The organism is Staphylococcus equorum, assembly GCF_029024965.1.
GTDB classification, from domain to species: domain Bacteria; phylum Bacillota; class Bacilli; order Staphylococcales; family Staphylococcaceae; genus Staphylococcus; species Staphylococcus equorum.
Genome location: NZ_CP118982.1, coordinates 700,494 through 718,522, shown reverse-complemented (window position 1 = coordinate 718,522; position 18,029 = coordinate 700,494). Strand labels below are relative to the sequence as shown.

The 18,029-nt window shown below is 33.3% G+C and carries 17 protein-coding genes, 1 pseudogene and 1 riboswitch; of the genes and pseudogenes, 6 read left to right on the top strand and 12 right to left on the bottom strand.

The features are described 5' to 3' along the window. Positions 1–2 precede the first annotated feature (2 nt). Positions 3–878 carry a MurR/RpiR family transcriptional regulator gene (locus tag PYW44_RS03230; RefSeq protein ID WP_021338445.1) on the top strand — a complete coding sequence of 292 codons (876 nt, stop codon included), beginning with the start codon at positions 3–5 and terminating at the stop codon, positions 876–878. 155 nt (positions 879–1,033) lie between these two features. On the opposite strand, the gene PYW44_RS03225 is transcribed toward PYW44_RS03230, so the two are convergent. Next, positions 1,034–2,464 carry an alkaline phosphatase gene (locus tag PYW44_RS03225; RefSeq protein ID WP_021338446.1) on the bottom strand — a complete coding sequence of 477 codons (1,431 nt, stop codon included), beginning with the start codon at positions 2,462–2,464 and terminating at the stop codon, positions 1,034–1,036. 226 nt (positions 2,465–2,690) lie between these two features. Continuing rightward, positions 2,691–4,079: an amino acid permease gene (locus PYW44_RS03220; protein ID WP_069801795.1), complete on the bottom strand. Its 1,389-nt coding sequence runs from the start codon at positions 4,077–4,079 to the stop codon at positions 2,691–2,693. A gap of 293 nt (positions 4,080–4,372) precedes the next feature. Here PYW44_RS03220 and PYW44_RS03215 point away from each other — a divergent pair. From PYW44_RS03215 to PYW44_RS03205, 3 genes and pseudogenes are all read left to right on the top strand, one after another. Beyond that, positions 4,373–5,202, top strand: a pseudogene (locus PYW44_RS03215) (formate/nitrite transporter family protein). 72 nt (positions 5,203–5,274) lie between these two features. After that, the gene (locus PYW44_RS03210) at positions 5,275–5,634 is read left to right on the top strand and encodes a hypothetical protein (protein ID WP_107520976.1); all 360 of its coding nucleotides are present in this window, start codon (positions 5,275–5,277) and stop codon (positions 5,632–5,634) included. Next, complete coding sequence (locus PYW44_RS03205; protein WP_002506889.1) at positions 5,631–5,813, top strand: hypothetical protein; 183 nt, start codon at positions 5,631–5,633, stop codon at positions 5,811–5,813. Before PYW44_RS03210 ends, PYW44_RS03205 begins: the two co-directional genes overlap by 4 nt. Before the next feature lie 130 nt (positions 5,814–5,943). Here PYW44_RS03205 and PYW44_RS03200 read toward each other — a convergent pair whose 3' ends face one another. The 3 genes from PYW44_RS03200 to PYW44_RS03190 form a co-directional block, all read right to left on the bottom strand. After that, entirely contained in the window at positions 5,944–6,135 is a 192-nt protein-coding gene (locus PYW44_RS03200; RefSeq protein ID WP_002506888.1) for a hypothetical protein, read from the bottom strand. Positions 6,136–6,139: 4 nt separating this feature from the next. Next, positions 6,140–6,784, bottom strand: coding sequence for an HAD family hydrolase (locus PYW44_RS03195; protein ID WP_071664846.1), 645 nt, complete (start codon positions 6,782–6,784; stop codon positions 6,140–6,142). 160 nt (positions 6,785–6,944) lie between these two features. Next, on the bottom strand, positions 6,945–7,859 hold the full coding sequence (locus PYW44_RS03190; RefSeq protein ID WP_115075959.1) for a bile acid:sodium symporter family protein: 915 nt from the start codon (positions 7,857–7,859) through the stop codon (positions 6,945–6,947). A 266-nt stretch (positions 7,860–8,125) separates the two neighbouring features. Here PYW44_RS03190 and PYW44_RS03185 point away from each other — a divergent pair, with 266 nt between their 5' ends. Continuing rightward, the gene (locus tag PYW44_RS03185) at positions 8,126–8,656 is read left to right on the top strand and encodes a hypothetical protein (RefSeq protein ID WP_115075958.1); all 531 of its coding nucleotides are present in this window, start codon (positions 8,126–8,128) and stop codon (positions 8,654–8,656) included. A gap of 72 nt (positions 8,657–8,728) precedes the next feature. On the opposite strand, the gene PYW44_RS03180 is transcribed toward PYW44_RS03185, so the two are convergent. Next, positions 8,729–10,327, bottom strand: coding sequence for an alpha-glucoside-specific PTS transporter subunit IIBC (locus PYW44_RS03180; protein WP_021338453.1), 1,599 nt, complete (start codon positions 10,325–10,327; stop codon positions 8,729–8,731). Between the two features lie 220 nt (positions 10,328–10,547). Between PYW44_RS03180 and PYW44_RS03175 the strand changes: the two genes are divergently transcribed. After that, complete coding sequence (locus PYW44_RS03175; protein WP_002506883.1) at positions 10,548–11,312, top strand: MurR/RpiR family transcriptional regulator; 765 nt, start codon at positions 10,548–10,550, stop codon at positions 11,310–11,312. Between the two features lie 322 nt (positions 11,313–11,634). Here the strand turns inward: PYW44_RS03175 and PYW44_RS03170 are convergent, their stop codons facing one another. From PYW44_RS03170 to PYW44_RS03145, 6 genes are all read right to left on the bottom strand, one after another. Then, complete coding sequence (locus PYW44_RS03170; RefSeq protein ID WP_002506882.1) at positions 11,635–12,141, bottom strand: SRPBCC family protein; 507 nt, start codon at positions 12,139–12,141, stop codon at positions 11,635–11,637. A gap of 280 nt (positions 12,142–12,421) precedes the next feature. Continuing rightward, positions 12,422–13,714, bottom strand: coding sequence for a Na+/H+ antiporter NhaC family protein (locus PYW44_RS03165; protein ID WP_021338455.1), 1,293 nt, complete (start codon positions 13,712–13,714; stop codon positions 12,422–12,424). A 122-nt stretch (positions 13,715–13,836) separates the two neighbouring features. After that, positions 13,837–13,938, bottom strand: a riboswitch (SAM riboswitch). Between the two features lie 127 nt (positions 13,939–14,065). Further along, on the bottom strand, positions 14,066–14,677 hold the full coding sequence (locus PYW44_RS03160) for a flavin reductase family protein (protein WP_071562925.1): 612 nt from the start codon (positions 14,675–14,677) through the stop codon (positions 14,066–14,068). A 70-nt stretch (positions 14,678–14,747) separates the two neighbouring features. Continuing rightward, on the bottom strand, positions 14,748–15,629 hold the full coding sequence (locus tag PYW44_RS03155; protein WP_021338457.1) for an SDR family oxidoreductase: 882 nt from the start codon (positions 15,627–15,629) through the stop codon (positions 14,748–14,750). A gap of 85 nt (positions 15,630–15,714) precedes the next feature. After that, positions 15,715–16,839, bottom strand: coding sequence for an amidohydrolase (locus PYW44_RS03150; RefSeq protein ID WP_021338458.1), 1,125 nt, complete (start codon positions 16,837–16,839; stop codon positions 15,715–15,717). Beyond that, the gene (locus PYW44_RS03145; protein ID WP_021338459.1) at positions 16,839–18,011 is read right to left on the bottom strand and encodes a SulP family inorganic anion transporter; all 1,173 of its coding nucleotides are present in this window, start codon (positions 18,009–18,011) and stop codon (positions 16,839–16,841) included. Before PYW44_RS03145 ends, PYW44_RS03150 begins: the two co-directional genes overlap by 1 nt. Positions 18,012–18,029: the final 18 nt, after the last annotated feature.

Below are 18,029 nucleotides of genomic sequence, written 5' to 3'. Positions count from 1 at the left end.
TTATGACCAACGTACTTTACAAAATTGACAGCAATTATGCTCAGTTAACTAAAAGTGAGAAAAAGATTGCAGATTTTATTTTGAATTCACCACATAAAATCATCAATATGTCAGTACAAGATTTATCTAACGAGATCCATACTAGCACAGCATCCATCGTTAGATTTAGTAAAAAAATTACAGATAAAGGTTTCCAAGAATTAAAAATTGCCATTTCTCGTTATTTACCTGATGATGCAATCCATAATAATCACCTTGAATTGGCGGATAATGAGTCAGTCGATACGCTAAAAACAAAAATGCTATCTCGTGCAACAGACACGATGAACTATGTATCAACGTACATAGATGAATATAGTATTGACAGTATTTGTGAAACAATGAAGCGTTCAAATACAATATTCCTATTTGGTTATGGTGCTTCACTCGTAATCGTTACTGATTTATTTCAAAAATTATCACGCATTGGACTCAATGTCCGTTTGTTACAAGAAACACATTTATTTATGTCAACATTAGCAACACACGATGAAAATGACTGTATTATCTTTGTAACAAATCAAGGTAATCATAGTGAAATGCAATCCATGGCTAAAGTCGCAACAGACTATAACATTCCAATTATTACAATTTCTAGTTCTAATGATAATCCTGTTGCAAAAGTTTCAGACCATACTTTAATATATGGTCAAACGGATGAAAACGAACTACGTATGGCTGCAACAACATCATTATTTGCTCAACTTTTTACAGTAGATATACTTTACTATCGCTATATCGCATTGAATTATCAAAGTGCATTAGACTCTATTACACAGTCTAAAATGGCTTTAGATAATTATCGTAAGCATTTATCTAAAATTCAATTCAAACATTAATCTATATGTTAAGTTGAACTATAAAAAAGCACCTATCGTCAGCAAAATACGCTGTCTTGATAGGTGCTTTTTTGTGAATTAAAATAAGAGACTAGTAAATCGTATAGTAATTTTTAGTGCCTTATTTTAAGTTATCCTAAGTATTGATATTTTATTTATTTAGCTTCACTTTTTAAGAATTCAAAAATGTTTTTAGCATTATCTGTATTATCTATATTTCCTTGGAATTTATCACTACCAGGGCCATAAGCATATGTGTTCACGTCTTCACCTGTGTGTCCTGTTGTAGTCCAACCTGTATTCGATTTATCATTGATTGGTTTTTGAATTGCGTTTTGTAATTCTTGTAATTGCCCTTCATATGCATCATCATCTTCATTTAATTTTTTCAACTTCTCAACTTCATCTTTAATTTTATCAATTTGAGATGCCTCTACATCAAATCCATAACCTTCATTAATTACTTTTTCAGCATCTTCGCCTTTGGCAATTTGTTCAGTCATGTATGTTCCTGAATGTTTCATATCGTGGATTACTTGAGGGTTCCAAAGGTAATCTTCACCTTTGGCAATTGATAAACCACCTGTTGAGTGATCTGCAGTTGCCACTACAAGTGTATCTTTATGTTCTTTAGCATAGTTCATAGCATAATCAAATGATTTTTCAAAACCTTCCATTTCTGACATTACACCAGTAACATCATTTGGGTGACCTGCTTTATCAATCGAAGCACCTTCCACCATTAAGAAGAACCCTTTATCATTTTGCTGTAATTTATTAACTGCAGTTTCTGTCATATCTAATAATTTAGGATTTTTATCAGGGGCGTCTATTTGTAATGGCATATTTCCATCAGCGAACAAACCTAATACTTGTTTACTTGTTGATTTTTGTAAATCTGTTTTATTATCTACAACGTCATAGCCATCTTTTTTAAATTTATCTGCTAAGTTGCCATTTTCTTCACCGAAATATTTTGCACCACCGCCAAGTAAGACATCTACTTTATGTTCGCCGTTAATTTTATCATTATAAAATTGTTGTGCAATTTCATCTTTTTTATCGCGTGAGTCTACGTGTGATGCATAGGCTGCAGGTGTTGCATCTGTAATCTCAGCAGTGGAAACTAAGCCTGTTGATTTACCATTTTCTTTTGCTTGTTCTAATACTGTTTTAACATTTTCTTTATTTTCATCTACACCAATTGCCCCATTATATGTTTTATGACCAGAACTAAACGCAGTAGCTGATGCTGCTGAGTCAGTTACATTCTCTTTCGGGTCAGCTGGATTTGTACGTTGATTGCCGACAAGATGTTGATCGAACGCAGTTTTTTCCATTTCTTTTGTTTCAGGATTATCTGCAAAATAACGATACGCTGAATTATAAGATGGTCCCATGCCATCTCCTACTAAAAATATTACATTTTTAGGATTTTCAGTATTTCCCATATACGACACATCAGGTGTATCATTTGATGCTTTTCCATCACCAGAAGCATATGTTGATTGTACATTTCCTAATGCAGATCCAACAACAATTGCACTAGCTACAGTTACAGTTGCTAACTTATTTAATAGTTTCATAAATTAATAACTCCTTTGATATGTATTATTGTGCTTACATGTTAAGTGTAATACTCTAATTTTGTCTCAATATTTTAATAATGTAAATTTTCTGTAAAACACTAGTTGTGTAAATGCTTATATACCTATGATTTTGATAGACGTTTTTATAATAAAAAGGTTAGCTATTTTATAACTTTGTAATTTTAGTCATAAAATAGCCAACCTACATTTAATTCAACCTATATTAAATTTGTTTATCTTTATCTAACTTATGATAGCCTTTTAAGAAATAGAAAATCGCCATAAACGATAAAAATACAATACCAATTACTACAGAAACAACTGTCTCTTTATTGAATAACATTCCAATTAATACTGTAATAAAGAATGCCATTGTAATGTAGTTTGTAAATGCTCCGCCTGGCATTTTAAAGGGATGATCTTTTACTAATTCAGGAGAACGTTTCCTAAATTTCAAATGACTAATTAAAATCATAAACCACGGTACCATACCTGGTAAAATAGATGCACTATATACATAAACAAAGACGCTCTCAGCACCTTCAATAAATAAAGGTAAGATAACATTTAGTAATGCTCCAATTAAAATACCAATAGAAATTGCTGTTACTGTCCACACAGGAACACCATTTTTCATAACTTTTGAAAAGAATTTAGGCATTTGTCCTCTTTGAGATAATGTAAATGTCATACGACTCGCACTGAATATTCCAGAGTTACATCCAGACATAGCAGCAGTTAATACTACAAAGTTAATAAAGCCAGCTGCAAACGTAATACCAACTTTTGCAAATGTTCCAACAAATGGACTACCAATGTTACCTAATTGATCCCAAGGGTAAACTGTTACAATTACAAAGATCGCACCAATATAGAAAATCAATATACGCCAAATGACGCCATTAACGGCACTTTTAATATTTTTCTGAGGGTCTTTTGTCTCTCCGGCTGTAATACCGATTAATTCTACACCTTGGTAAGAGCCTATAACAATAGACAGTGCAAAGAAGAATCCAATCCAACCGTTAGGCATGAATCCACCATGTGCCCATAAATTAGATAAACCAAGTGCTTCTCCTCCATTACCTAATCCGAAGAAGATTAATCCAAATCCTGCAATAATCATTAAGATAATTGTTACTACTTTAATCATTGCAAACCAGAATTCAAATTCACCAAAAGCTTTAACTGACACTAGATTAGCACTGGCTAATAATATTACTACCAGTACACCTGGAATCCACTGTGGTAAATCCGGAAACCAATAATTCATATATTCTCCGACGGCTATCACTTCACTCATACCGACGACAATCCACTGGAATATATTACTCCAAGCAGTTAAATAGCCTGCCACTGGATGTATGTAATCACTTGCAAAGTTAGCATAAGAACCTGTGGTAGGATATAAATAAACCATCTCCCCCATAGCTCTCATTACTAGAAATAAAAAGATACCTGCTATTAAATATGCAAATATAACAGAAGGACCTGTCCACTTTATAGTGCTTGTTGCGCCCATAAATAGTCCTACTCCAATTGTCCCGCCAAGTGCAATCATACGCATTTGACGTGCACCTAGCCCCCTATGTAATTCTTTGTTCTCGTTCATAATTCAAACCCCATCTCTTTCGATTGTAAGTACAGATGAAACACTTATTATGTCGCCATTATACTATAAATTCTAAAAATTGGAATAATTATTTTCGATTTATGTAAGGGCTTACATTTCCGTTATTAATTGTATTTTATTTCGTCAAAAATTGCAAAGTAATTTTACAAATTCCAATTTTTTATTTTTCAACTATCATCATGAAATTTATTATGTAGATATTGTGAATTTATTCATAAATATTAATTAGCATAGTATACTTGTCCTAACCTATCGAAAGTGAGGATAAGTAATTGAATGAGAAAAACATTAAATGGGATAAAGTCTTCTATGGTAAGGCGTGGATTAAGCATGTAGTTGAAACGATTAGAACCAGGGACGTACTTCAAAGTTTTTACTTAAAACGATATCTATTACGTGCCACGATGGCTGGGTTTATCTTAGGTATCATTACTGTATTCGTGTTGTTAATTAAAGCTAGCCTCGGAGGCGATATGGCCCCTGGTGTGACAAATTTAGTTTCATCCATCGCCTTTAGTTTCGCACTAGTGCTAATACTATTCACCAATTCAGAATTATTAACAAGTAATTTTATGTATTTCACTGTTGGGTTGTATTATCGTGTTATTAGTCCTATGCGTGTCTTAAAATTTTCACCTTATGCTTCATAGGGAATGTGGCAGGAGGCTTAATATTTTTCACCCTCACACGACTTTCAGATATTATGTCTCCGGAGATGTTCATTCAACTTGAAGTTGCAATTGAACATAAGCTATTTGCTGCAGGATTTTTAGCAATTTTAATCAAAGGTATATTCGCTAATTTTTTTATCAATATTTCATTAGTTATCGCCATGCAAATTGATGACATTCTAGCTAAAATGTTTGTCATGATGTTTGGCGTATCCATATTCGCCTTTATGGGTTATGAACATGTCGTTTATAATTCTGTATTATTTGCTGGTGGACTCGTTTATCAAAGTGATTTAATGTCAGTGATCCCTACGTTAATTAATTTACTTGGTGCTGCTTTTGGAAACTATATTGGCGGGGGGTTGATTATCGGATTGTTTTACGCCTATTTAAATGATCATCATCAATATGATGGTGAAAGGTTACATTAATTTTGCGACATTCTATATTTCAAACTTTCTATGGTATAATTTTCATTAGATTTTATTACAAAGGAGTTCAACATGAATAAAATTTTACTAAAAAAAACAATTACAGTTTCTCTTATCTTTGGGGTGTTATTTTTCTTATTAAATTATGTTTCTGGTTCAGATAGTTCAATTGGACAATTAATTTTAAAAAGTCTACTTGTAATTGTAGTATTTGCTATATTATATTATGTCTTATTTTCTATTGTTGATTCACCAGAGCGAAAATATAAATTTGGTATCACGATTCCAATCGCATTGTTAATAGCTATTATCATATGTGCTTTAATATCTACTATAAAATTTGGTATTATTGTCGGTTTAATTCTTGGTATCATCGCTGGTTATGTTTGGGAATATATAGAAAAAAATAAAAATGGTGGTGACAGATCATGAGTATGATTATAGGCGTTATTGTAATCATTTTACTGATTGTAAGTTTGATTCCTAATTTAAAAGCAGTAAAAGCTTCTAAAGAAACTGGTGAAAAAAATACGCGTTTTGCAATCATGGTAGGTATAGATTCAATACTACTCGTCCTCGTTGTAGCAACATTGATTTTCCAACTTTTATAATTAACAATGCTTATATTAAATATAAGCTCACATATATAATACAGTTGACTTCGCAACAGTGCTTTGTTTGCGTGCTAAAAGGGGCCTCCGTATGGAAGCCCCTTTTTTAAATTTAATATCAGGTACAAATTTACAATTTATCTTGAAGTACAAAATAATATATTAAACTAGCCCCTAACAAATAAACCACTGTGCCTACCATAAATGATCTAAAGTGTATTTTAAATGGTATTTTTTTATTGAAAATTGGGCCTAGTAGTAAATTACTTATCGCCAATACAATCGGTCCACCCAAGAAAAATAAAATTAAATATCCACTCATTTAATTAATCTCTATTTTTCTCAAAGTATGTCGTAATGATTTCTTCACAGGTTAAATCTTTTCCAGTAAATGCCACTTCACTAAAATCTTGTTTTTCTGTCATTGTATTTGTATTGACGATAACATCTAAACCAGCTACAACTGCAGCAGTTGCACCATTAACTGAGTCTTCAATCGCTAAACAATTTCCTGGATTGTAATTAAGTTTTTGAACAGCAGTGAGGTATGGTTCAGGGCTTGGTTTAACCGCTTCAACATCTTCTCGACCTACAACGATATCGATATAATTGCTTAATCCTAGACTTTCAAATGCTGGTTTGATATCAGCTCTATAGCTACTCGTCGCAATCGCCATTGGTATATGACATTTTTTGCAATAATCCATTAACTGTTTCATTGCATCAATGATTGGCAAATCAACGCTCGTGTTATTGTGTTCAACATAAATTTCATGCTTATTTTCTTTGCCTAATTGACCTTCTAAATAATGATGTAAATCCGTTGCGGCTCCCCCAATAGATTGACGATAAAAACCCAATGTTATTTCAGTTAAATTATGTTTTTTTAAGTGTTTATTAATGATTTCAAATAGATGTCTTTCTGTATCAATAATCGTGCCATCAAAATCGAATACGACTGCTCTATACATCATATATCCTCCTCTGTCCACTTGTTTTGTTAAATTATATTAATGCTAGCTTATCATATTTTAATTTTGAAATATGTATTTTCGGTTTTAAAATGGTAATATCCCAATTAAAAGCTCACTCCAAATTTGAAGTGAGCTTATTATATATGCTTCTAGTGTATTATCGTTTATTCCAATATTTTGCTAAAATCGGTCCGGTAATATTGTGTACCAAACTAAATACTGCTCCTGGTACTGCCGATAAAGGACTAAAATGTACGGTAGCCAATGTTACTGCTAACCCTGAATTTTGCATTCCAACTTCAATCGAAACAGCTTTTTTATCAGCGCGTTCCAGTTTAAATATATTTGCTAATGTATATCCAACTACATAACCAACAATGTTATGTAATATGACTACTGCAAAAATAAGCACTCCTGTTTCTAGTATTTGTGATTTACTCCCACCTACTACTGAAGCGAGTATGAGGGAAATAGCAATTACAGAAACGATTGGCAATGCAGTTGCAGACTTATCAGCGAATTTTTTAAATACTTTTTGTAATATAAAACCAATCGCAATAGGGATAAGTATCACTTGCACAACTGACCAAAACATACTCATAAATGAGACTTGTAACCATTCATGTGCGAATAAATAAATTAATGCTGGCGTTAAGAACGGTGCAAGTAACGTAGAGACACTTGTAATAGCTACAGACAACGCAACATTTGCATTTGCTAAATAACTCATAACGTTACTTGATGTTCCCCCTGGACAACACCCAACTAATATCACACCAATTGCAATTTCTGGTGGTAATTGAAATAATTTAGCAATTAAATAGGCTGCTAAAGGCATAATTGTATATTGTAAAACCACACCAATTATTACGCACTTAGGCGATTGAAATACAATTTTAAAATCTTTAGGATCAATGGTTAACCCCATACCCAACATTACGATACCAAGTAAATATGGTACCCAACCACTTAACGTAGCTAACTGAGTTGGAAAAATAAATCCAATTATTGCAGCGATTAACATCCATATCAAGAATGTGTTTGTTGCAAACCGACTCACTTTTGATAACATCTCTAAACACTTCCTCTATGTATTAATAAAGAAAAATGTATCATACTTTAAACGCCTATACAACTGAATTTTCAAAATATTCCAACTTTTATAAATACAATAATATCAAATTCAAAAATAATTTCTAACTTCGTTCTAAAGACCTAGTGCCAACATTTTAAAAGAGTGGTACAATTTAATAGAAATAAAAACTTGTATAATTTTAAGTGTAAAGAATATTATGATTAATATCCATATGACACTTTATATAGATATGGAGGTATAATATGTTTTTAGATAGAACGAAAACTTTTGTGTTAAATATAGGTGGACTTAACAAACGCGCCACACGAAAAAATTTAACTAAATTATGTAAGCAAATTAATTTTTGCAACTCATTCAAGTTTTCAATTTTCAAAGAAAATAACTTGTATGCATTAAAGGTCAACTTACCAAAATACCAGTTACCATATATTATTAGTTTTCTTAGCTTTCATAATTATTTAATTTATCAAATTATAGAAAGTAATCATTCTGAAAAGTTATTAGATCTTGATCATTTATTGTTATCTTCTAAACGTTTTGAACTGACTATCGATGGGCTTTACGACGCTTTTGTCAAAGATAAAGTTATTGATATTTTGAACTTAATCAATCAAACGGAGCATATTACATATACCTTCAATAGAGATAAAATAAATGTTTCTTGTTCTCCTAAAGTTTTCGCGAAACTCATCCAAATGGTTGCTACTCATAACATTGATGTACTTGGTGCAATATACCAACCACGATTAATGAGTAAAGCTAGGATTTCGTAATTCGTTTATATAATGAAACACAGCCCGTATGGAACCGTTCCATACGGGCTGTGCTTATTTTTTATTATTTATTTAATCTTGCTCTTCTTCGTTAACGATGTTTTCAAAAGCTTCTCTTACTTGTGGTACTGACATACCAACAACGACTTGGACATTTTTACCACTTTTAACTAATCCGTGTGCCATTTGATTATGCGTGAAATAACCACTATCTTCTACTTTATCTATATCATTCACTGTTAATCTTAAGCGTGTCGTACAATTTGTTACGTCCTTGATGTTTTCTTTACCGCCAAGGCCTTCTAAATAATAATTTGCTTTATCTTCGAATTCATTACCAGTAGATGTTGTGTTTGCTTTGTCATCACTACCTTTTTTACTCTTATAATCATTTTTACTATACAACTTCACGTCTTCTTCGTCTTTCTTGCGACCAGGAAGTGGAATATTGAATTTTAAAATTAAGAATCTGAATAAGAAATAATAAATAGCTGTAAATACAAGACCAATAATGATTTGAATTACATATGTTAACCAATGATTTTGTGCTAAAGGTATCCAATTCGTAGCAAAGAAGTCTAATAGACCGCCACCAAAGTTACCTACGAGGCCAAATCCATACATAAGTGTATCCATTGTTGCAGCTAATAATGCGTGCAATACAAATAAATAAGGTGCAATAAATAAGAATGTAAATTCTAATGGCTCTGTAATACCTACAACTACAGCAGTTAATGTAGCTGGGATAAGTAACGCTGCAATTTTTTTCTTATTCTCTTTAGGTGTTGTTGAATACATTGCTAATGCAATACCTATCGAACCAAATACTTTACCATTACCTTGTAACATAAATCCATAAGGAAATTGTTCTTTCAATGGCTTTGTACTCGTCGCAAATTCATTTACATGCGCAAACCATTCTGCTTTTAATCCGTGGTTTACCACTACCGGGCCTACTTCAATTGGTGCATAAATAAAGTGATGTAAACCAGTTGGAATAAGCACTCTTTCTAAGAAGTGATATAGCCATACTCCAATGTAACCTGATCCTATGATAAATCCTTGCAATGAAGAAATGCCACCTTGAATCGTAGGCCAAACAATACATGTTATTAATGCAATAGGTAACATAACAAAAAACGAAATCGTTACTACAAATGTTAACCCTTGGAACACACCTAACATTTCAGGCAGTTTCTTACTATAGAACCTATTATGTATCCATGTCACAATGCTAGAAATTATGATACCACCTAAAATATTGGTATCTAACGTTTCGATCCCAGCAATTGCTTTGAGTCCAGTAACATTCTCGACACCTTTTTCCAAATTAGCTCCAAATGTATGTGGCCATTGCGTGAGAATAGCGTTAATAAATGTATTAAACATTAGATAACCCATTAACGCTGCTAGTGCAGCATGACCAGGTGCTTTTTTAGCTAAAGAAAGTGGCAACCCGACAGCAAATACAATTTCCATGTGATCGAATATTACCCAACCACCAGATTCTATTACGGACCATATTCTAAACCAAGTCGTCCCATCTTCTGCAATACTTCCCATTATTGCAGGATTTTTAAATAATGTAGCAAACCCTAAAACAATACCGAAGAAAGCAAACATCAATACTGGAACTATCATCGCACTCCCAAATCGTTTAATTGCGTTCATAGAAATATACCCCCAAATACTATTAAATTTAGATAACTTACATTCAAATACTTATATGTAAATTTATCATTTTTAGATACGTTTGTTTCAAATCCTATCTCAATACTAAAGGAAACGCTTACACATAAGCAATGGTTTGACTACATTACGAATAGTTTTGTATAATCAGATTATATTTCCAAAACTTAAAAATATTTTCATGAAGTGCGAGGTTATCATATTGTTTTTAGATGAACGCGTTAATAATAACTTTAATAAATTAAATGAGAATGACTTACATATTGCTCATTTTATCAATACACATACGACAGAATGTAAAACCATGAAAATTCAAGACTTAGCAGAATTTACACATGCTTCAAATGCAACTATTCATCGTTTTACGCGTAAATTAGGTTTTGATGGTTATAGTGACTTTAAATCTTACTTAAAGTTTGAAACTGAAAAATCTCATAATCTCCCTTCCGACTCTATCGAAGGATTCAAACAAGACGTCGAAAATACTTTTACATATTTAGAACGTATCGATTATAATCTTGTCACTGATAAAATCAACGAAGCAGAGACCGTCTATTTGTATGGAACAGGTGTCGCGCAAATGAATGTAGCCCAAGAAGCGCAACGTATTTTGTTAACAATTCATAAAAATATTATTGTATTACATGATGTACACGAATTTAAAATGGTACTTAATAGAACTACACCTACAGATATTTTCTTCATTATTTCTCTTTCTGGTGAATCTCATCAATTATCAGATATCACCAACTTATTACAGTTACGTCAAAAATATTTTTTCTCCATTACTACTTTAAATGATAATACACTTGCTCAAAAAGCTAATTATAATATTTATGTTTCTAGTAACACATTTTATCTTGCTGACGGTATAGATTATTCAAGCTTTATAAGTTATCACATATTTTTCGAAACATTATTGCGTAAATTTAATGAGCGCATAGAAAAAGGTGAAATTATATCGTAATAATTCACCTCCTTTATCCTGAGCTTACTTTTGAAATATAACTACACATCTCTATGTTCAAAAACCCTTACCCTAATCCATTAGCATATACTTATGGATTGGGGTAATTTCAATTTACCTTATGGTATTTCCAACCTGATTTCATATGGGACATTTGTAGGAACAATACGAGGTAAAATTTACAAGCTAGGATTTGTGCCCTACAAGTAAGTATGAAACATTTATTGTAAAGTAGATATTATACTTGGTGGAAAACGTAAAAAAACTGTCAACAAAGCTAAAACTTTGCTAACAGTTTATATTCAAAATATCTTATTAAATATTAAAGGTCTGATTCAAATTCTTCTAATACCACTTGTAATTTATCAAATAATATTTCGAAACCATGCGCAGTAGAATCATGATATTCTTTTTTCTTCTGCTTATATTCCAGTATTGTATATCTACGTTCTTTTGGCACAAAAGCTTTATAATTAAAAATCATTTGAGCGATGCCCGCTTCTCTTTCGAATATTTCAATTTCAATGGTATCTTCAGAATCACTTAACTCTGGCATACCAATTGTCATGACGATATATTCATATGGCGTTAACGTAATAAAAGAACCTTTTACTACATTTTCTTTCCCTTTACGAACGTCAACAATTTCATAACTTCCATTTTGTTCAGCGTTAATATGAATTGATTTATTTGTTCTATCTGTTGTCATAAACCATTGTTTAAGAAAACGTTGATCTGTCCATGCTTGATATAATAATTCTGGTTCAACTTTAAATAGTCGTTCAAGTCGTATCTCAACGTATTCATTTTCAACATTATATTTACCCACGATTGTTCACCTACTTTCACTCTTAATTCTATTCTAACCTATTCTACAAGACTTCTAAACAATAATCCTATGAATCATAAAATGTTCTAGTCTTTACTTTAAAACGTTCAACTTCTATATTTTATCGTCAATAGTCAGTAAACGTCAAAATTTTAAACGTCACTTTCGCAAAAACATGTATTTAAGTACTTTTTATAAACTTACTGTATATCAAAGCATAATAAAAAGGGAGGTTCATCAGATACAAACACTGCACTGATTCGCCTTCCCTTTTAACGCCTTATTTCTTATTTAATCTTGGTAAGTTAAAGAAGATTGCAATCAAACCACAAACGCCCAAAATCATTGGATAAATAGAGTAGGGTAATAACTCAAATGGCGATATAGACGCCACGCCTGCTGCTGCAATTAACTGCGGGCTATAAGGTAAGAGACCTTGGAAACAACTCGCAAACATATCCAAAATACTTGCCGATTTTCTTGGATCTATATCATATTCTTCTGAAATTTCTTTTGCTAATGGGCCAGACATCAGTATCGATATCGTATTATTCGCTGTTGAAATATCCGCTGCACTGACTAACCCAGCTATACCTAATTCTGCGCCACGTTTCGATTTCACTCTATTACGAACAAAGTGAAGTAACCATGTGATACCGCCGTTATGTTGAATAAGCGCTACGAGGCCTCCGATAAGTAAGGCAATCATCGCAATATCTTCCATACCAATAATACCTTTTGAAATGGACTCTAATAAGCCTGTCCAACCAAATGATCCATCTATAAGGCCGATTATTGCTGATAATGCGATACCACCGATAAGTACAATAATTACATTAATACCAATTAATGCTAATATTAGTACCATTAAATAAGGTAAGACTTTGATAATATTATAATCATAACTTTTACTTGCATCAATTTGTGCTCCATTTGTTAAAAACCACAAAGCTATAATCGTAAATATAGCACCTGGCAACACAATTTTAATATTCACTTTAAATTTATCACTCATTTTTGTCTTTTGAGTACGTACGGCAGCGATTGTTGTATCTGAAATCATTGATAGATTATCGCCAAACATTGCACCACCTACAACTGTAGCCATTGTAATAGCTGCTGAGACGTCTGTTGCTTGACTCAATCCAAATCCAACAGGCGCTATAGCTGCTACTGTACCTACAGATGTACCCATTGAAAGCGAAACAAACATACAAATAATAAATAAGCCTACGATAATTAAATTCTCTGGAATAAGTGACAGTCCTAAATTAACTGTAGATTGTACGCCGCCCATGTCTTCAGTAGTTTGAGAGAAGGCACCAGCCAGTATAAAGATGAGCATCATTAAAATAATATTTGAATGACCCGCGCCTTTTGTGAAGACTTCCACTTTTTTATGAAACGTTTCTTTTCTATTTAAAATCAAAGCTACAATAGATGCTACTAAAATAGCTACATTTAAAGGCATTGTTGAAAAATCTCCTGTACCAATACCTACACCTAAAAATAAACCTACAAATACGAGCAATGGAATCAATGCCCAAGCATTACCTTTCTTTGTCTTCTCCATACAAAACCAACTTTCTATAAGGGTAAAAGCGTGAAATTTATTCCCCGCTATTTCTTTGTGTTTCTTTTTGAAAATAAAAAAACTCTTTTCTATTGAAGAAAAGAGTAAACGTTGTGTCTTCGTTCTTATCTTCTAGCATACATCTATGCTACTGGAATTGGCACACGCATCATCATGTTGCCGAAGCATCGACGGGCCAGTCCCTCCACTTCTCTAGATAAGTTATTAAATTGTTTTATTACAGTATATTTTAACTGTAATTCGTGAAATACTGATTTAGCTTAATACGTTAAAGCACGTTTGTCAACATTACTTTGCAACCATACGATATTTTCAACAAGTGTAACACCCTTATTCAGTAGGTCGCACAATCGTAAATGTTTCTCCTAAAGATGCATAGTCATTGCTAGCTAAGCGAGAAATAGCTGTTAACGCTTGGGCATCAATTTTACTGTCTTCAAAGTATACATCATCATCGATATGGAACATAACGACTTCACCAATAATTAAATCAGAACCTTCTTGTGGATCCCCTAATGGAATAATTCTGTTTAATTTACATTCCATACGGATTTTTGCTTGTTGTATCCCTGGCACAGAAATAAGTTCTGATTCAATACATGTTAAATTTGTTCTTTCTAGCTCATTACTTGTACGTTCTATTGGTGCTGCCGTTTTATTAACTTCTTCAACTATGGTTTCATCAGTAATATGAACGACAAATTCTTCGGTTTCTTCAATATTGACTGACGTGTCTTTTCGTTTACCTTCTGAGCGTACAGTAGAAATCATAATCATTGGCGGTGCGCTATTCACTATATTAAAGAAACTGAATGGCGCTGCATTTAAATGACCTGACTTGTCTTGAGAAGTAACAAATGCAATCGGTCTTGGAATAATACTCCCACTCAGTAATTTATAATTTTGTTTTTTAGAGAGTGTATCTGCTTTAAATTGTTTCATATTGTATTATCATACCTTTCAAAAAATAAAAGCTAGATAATCTCATAGAGATTTCTAACTTTTGATATCATTAGTCTAACTGAGTTCCGCCTGTTACACCATAAACTTGCCCAGTCGTATAACTCGATTCTTCGGCAGCTAAATGTACATACACTCCTGAAAGTTCAACAGGTTGTCCTGCTCTACCTAATACTTCTTTTTGACCAAATGTAGGTATTTTAGATTGTGGCTGGCCACCAGATATTTGTAAAGGAGACCAAAACGGCCCAGGTGCTACACAATTCACACGAATACCTTTAGCACCTAATTCTTCAGATAAACTTTTAGTTAATGAAATGATTGCTGCTTTTGAGGCTGCATAATCATGTAAAATTGGATTTGGATTATATCCTTGCACTGATGAAGTCGTCGTAATTGTAGCACCCGGTTGTAAATAATCTAGTGCTTTTTGAACTGTCCAAAATATAGGATAAACGTTCGTTTCAAATGTTTGAGTAAATGAAGCTGTATCAAAACTTTTTAAATCATCTCTGTATTGTTGATGTCCTGCTACAAGGGTTACATTGTCTAAACCGCCTAGTGCATTATAAGCTTGCTCTACTAAATCATAGTTAAATTGTTCATTTCGGAGATCTCCTGGTATTAAAACAGCTTTTCTACCTGCTGCTTCAATCACTTTTTGTACTTCTTCGGCGTCTGCTTGTTCTTCAGGAAGATAATTTATCGCTACATCTGCGCCTTCTTTTGCATACGCTATAGCTGCTGCTCTTCCAATGGCAGAATCTCCACCCGTCACCAACATTTTATAATTTGTTAATCTGCCATAACCAATATATGAAGTTTCCCCACAATCTGGTTTAGGTTCTAATTCTTTTTGTAAACCAGGAACCGCTTGTTCTTGTTTTGGAAAATCTGCATTTGAAAATTTTGTTCTTGGATCTTGGGCTGCCATAATACAACACTCCTTCAATAATTATTATATCTTTACATTACCCAAATTTTATAGGAGTTAATACATATATAAAGTGTTTGGCAACTTATACTTCGTTCAATAATTTTTGCACAAATGTAACAAAATACTCAGGTACTTTTTCTAGAATACGTTCATCTGGGTCATACTTAGGGTGATGTAAATCATATTCACTATTCGACCCAATAAATGCAAAGACGCTTGGATATTTATTTGAAAAACCAGAAAAGTCTTCCCCAATTGTTAAAGGTTTATCCATAACTTCTACATTATATCCAACTTGTTTCGCTACTTCGATAGCGTCATCCGTTAATTTCTCATCGTTTTTAACGGCGCCTGGTAAACGATGATATAGTGTTTCTATTTCGACATCAAACGCTTCTGCAAGCCCACTTCCAATTGCTCTAAGTCGTTCTTCAATATAAACACGTTTATCTTCATCAAAGCTTCTCACAGTACCTTGGACATATGCCTGATCAGCGATGACATTCCATGTATTTCCACTAGATACTTCACCTATAGTTACAACTGCGCTATCAAAAGCAGATAGATTTCTACTCACAATCGATTGAACACTGTTAATTAATTGTCCTAGAACGATGACAGGATCATTACCCTGTTCTGGTTTAGCAGCATGCGCGCCTGTGCCTTTTATTTTAAATTCAAAACGATCTACAGATGACGTAATTACACCAGGTTTCACTGCAAATTCACCCACGTCTAACGACGGATAATTGTGATAGCCTAACACAGCTTTTGCACCATCAATCGCTCCTGATTCAGTGATATGTAGTGCACCATAACCCAGTTCTTCTGCAGGTTGAAAAATAATGCGGACACGCCCTTTTAATTGGCTTTCAATGTCTTTAAGTCTTGTTGCTACGGCTAAAATACTGGCCATGTGTATATCATGTCCACATGCATGCATAACGCCTTTATTTGTTGAAGTGAATTCATGTACCACTTGCTCATGAATAGGCAAAGCATCAATGTCTGTTCTTACAGCTACGAATGTTTCACCTTGTCCTACTTCAGCAACTAAACCAGTCTCTAATGGTAAATCAATTATTTTAATATCATACGCTTCTAATATTCGTTTCAATCTTTTTGTCGTCTCATATTCAGCATCTGAAAGTTCAGGGTATTGATGTAAAGTTCTTCTCCAATTCACGTAATCTTCATATTGTGGCATTATATGTCACGTCCTTTCTTATTAATAAAACGGAAAATCATGTAATAACTTATCGTTACAACAACGACGCCTAATGCAAGGTTATTCGTAATTAAAATAAGCAATACAGTAGATATAATTAAAGTACTATTTAACAAAGGTGCTTTGCGAATGAATGGCACCGTTCGTCTATCAAATGTACCAAGTGAAATTGTGATCAACACAGTAGCTAACACTGCCATAGGTATTCGTCCGATAATTTCTCCAAATATAAATAAACAAATCAATAAAAAACTGCCTGTGATGAAAGTAGACACTCTCGAATTTGCACCCATAGCTATGTTAAAGCGCGATTGTCCAACAAGTGCGCTACCGCCAAAACCTCCAAACAAGCCAACGATAAAGTTTGCAATGCCTTGACCAATAGATTCCTTATTCTTATCACTAGTTGTCGAAGTTACAACATCAACCATTTGTGCTGTTAACGTCGTTTGGATTACGGCTACGATAGCCATTGCTACACCATAAAGTAATGCAACCATCACTATATTCAAATCACTCATTTCATTTGGTATGGAAGGTATTGGCATTTTTATATGTATTGAAGCCATATCAGAAACATATTGAATGTTTGGCTTAATCACTCCCGCAAGTAGCGTCAATATAATAATTGCTATTAAAGGTGCTGGTATAAGTTTGATATATTGCCCTGCAAGCCAAATAATAAAGAATGAAGCTATTGCAAACGCATATGTCGAAGCTGAAATATTAAATATATGCTTTAATTGGGATGTAAACAATAATAAACCTAATGCATTCATAAAACCAATAACAACACCCGTAGGTACAAAGTTTAACAATTTATTTATGTGACAGTATCCTAATATGATTTGTATGACGCCCATAAACAATGTAGCTAAAATAAGCGCTTTTAGACCATGACTTGCCATTAATGGTGCAACTACTAGCGACACACCACTACTTGGCGCTGAGACCATCAACGTTCTATTGCCAGTAAAGCTCAACACGAGCATCATCAAACCAGTACTTAACATGCCTATCGTTGGACTTACGCCAGCGATGAAAGAGAATGCAATTGCGCCTGGAAGTAATGCAAGGGCAAGTAATATACCTGTGAGCATATTTTGACTTAAATCCCCGCTCCATTGTTTAACATAAGTAGTTTGCCCCACATTCGATGTCACCTCCCA

Coding starts and splice junctions, on each gene's coding strand:
- PYW44_RS03230 (WP_021338445.1), top strand. CDS start 3: ATGACCAACGTACTTTACAAAATTGACAGCAATTATGCTCAGTTAACT.
- PYW44_RS03225 (WP_021338446.1), bottom strand. CDS start 2,464: ATGAAACTATTAAATAAGTTAGCAACTGTAACTGTAGCTAGTGCAATT.
- PYW44_RS03220 (WP_069801795.1), bottom strand. CDS start 4,079: ATGAACGAGAACAAAGAATTACATAGGGGGCTAGGTGCACGTCAAATG.
- PYW44_RS03210 (WP_107520976.1), top strand. CDS start 5,275: ATGAATAAAATTTTACTAAAAAAAACAATTACAGTTTCTCTTATCTTT.
- PYW44_RS03205 (WP_002506889.1), top strand. CDS start 5,631: ATGAGTATGATTATAGGCGTTATTGTAATCATTTTACTGATTGTAAGT.
- PYW44_RS03200 (WP_002506888.1), bottom strand. CDS start 6,135: ATGAGTGGATATTTAATTTTATTTTTCTTGGGTGGACCGATTGTATTG.
- PYW44_RS03195 (WP_071664846.1), bottom strand. CDS start 6,784: ATGTATAGAGCAGTCGTATTCGATTTTGATGGCACGATTATTGATACA.
- PYW44_RS03190 (WP_115075959.1), bottom strand. CDS start 7,859: ATGTTATCAAAAGTGAGTCGGTTTGCAACAAACACATTCTTGATATGG.
- PYW44_RS03185 (WP_115075958.1), top strand. CDS start 8,126: ATGTTTTTAGATAGAACGAAAACTTTTGTGTTAAATATAGGTGGACTT.
- PYW44_RS03180 (WP_021338453.1), bottom strand. CDS start 10,327: ATGAACGCAATTAAACGATTTGGGAGTGCGATGATAGTTCCAGTATTG.
- PYW44_RS03165 (WP_021338455.1), bottom strand. CDS start 13,714: ATGGAGAAGACAAAGAAAGGTAATGCTTGGGCATTGATTCCATTGCTC.
- PYW44_RS03160 (WP_071562925.1), bottom strand. CDS start 14,677: ATGAAACAATTTAAAGCAGATACACTCTCTAAAAAACAAAATTATAAA.
- PYW44_RS03155 (WP_021338457.1), bottom strand. CDS start 15,629: ATGGCAGCCCAAGATCCAAGAACAAAATTTTCAAATGCAGATTTTCCA.
- PYW44_RS03150 (WP_021338458.1), bottom strand. CDS start 16,839: ATGCCACAATATGAAGATTACGTGAATTGGAGAAGAACTTTACATCAA.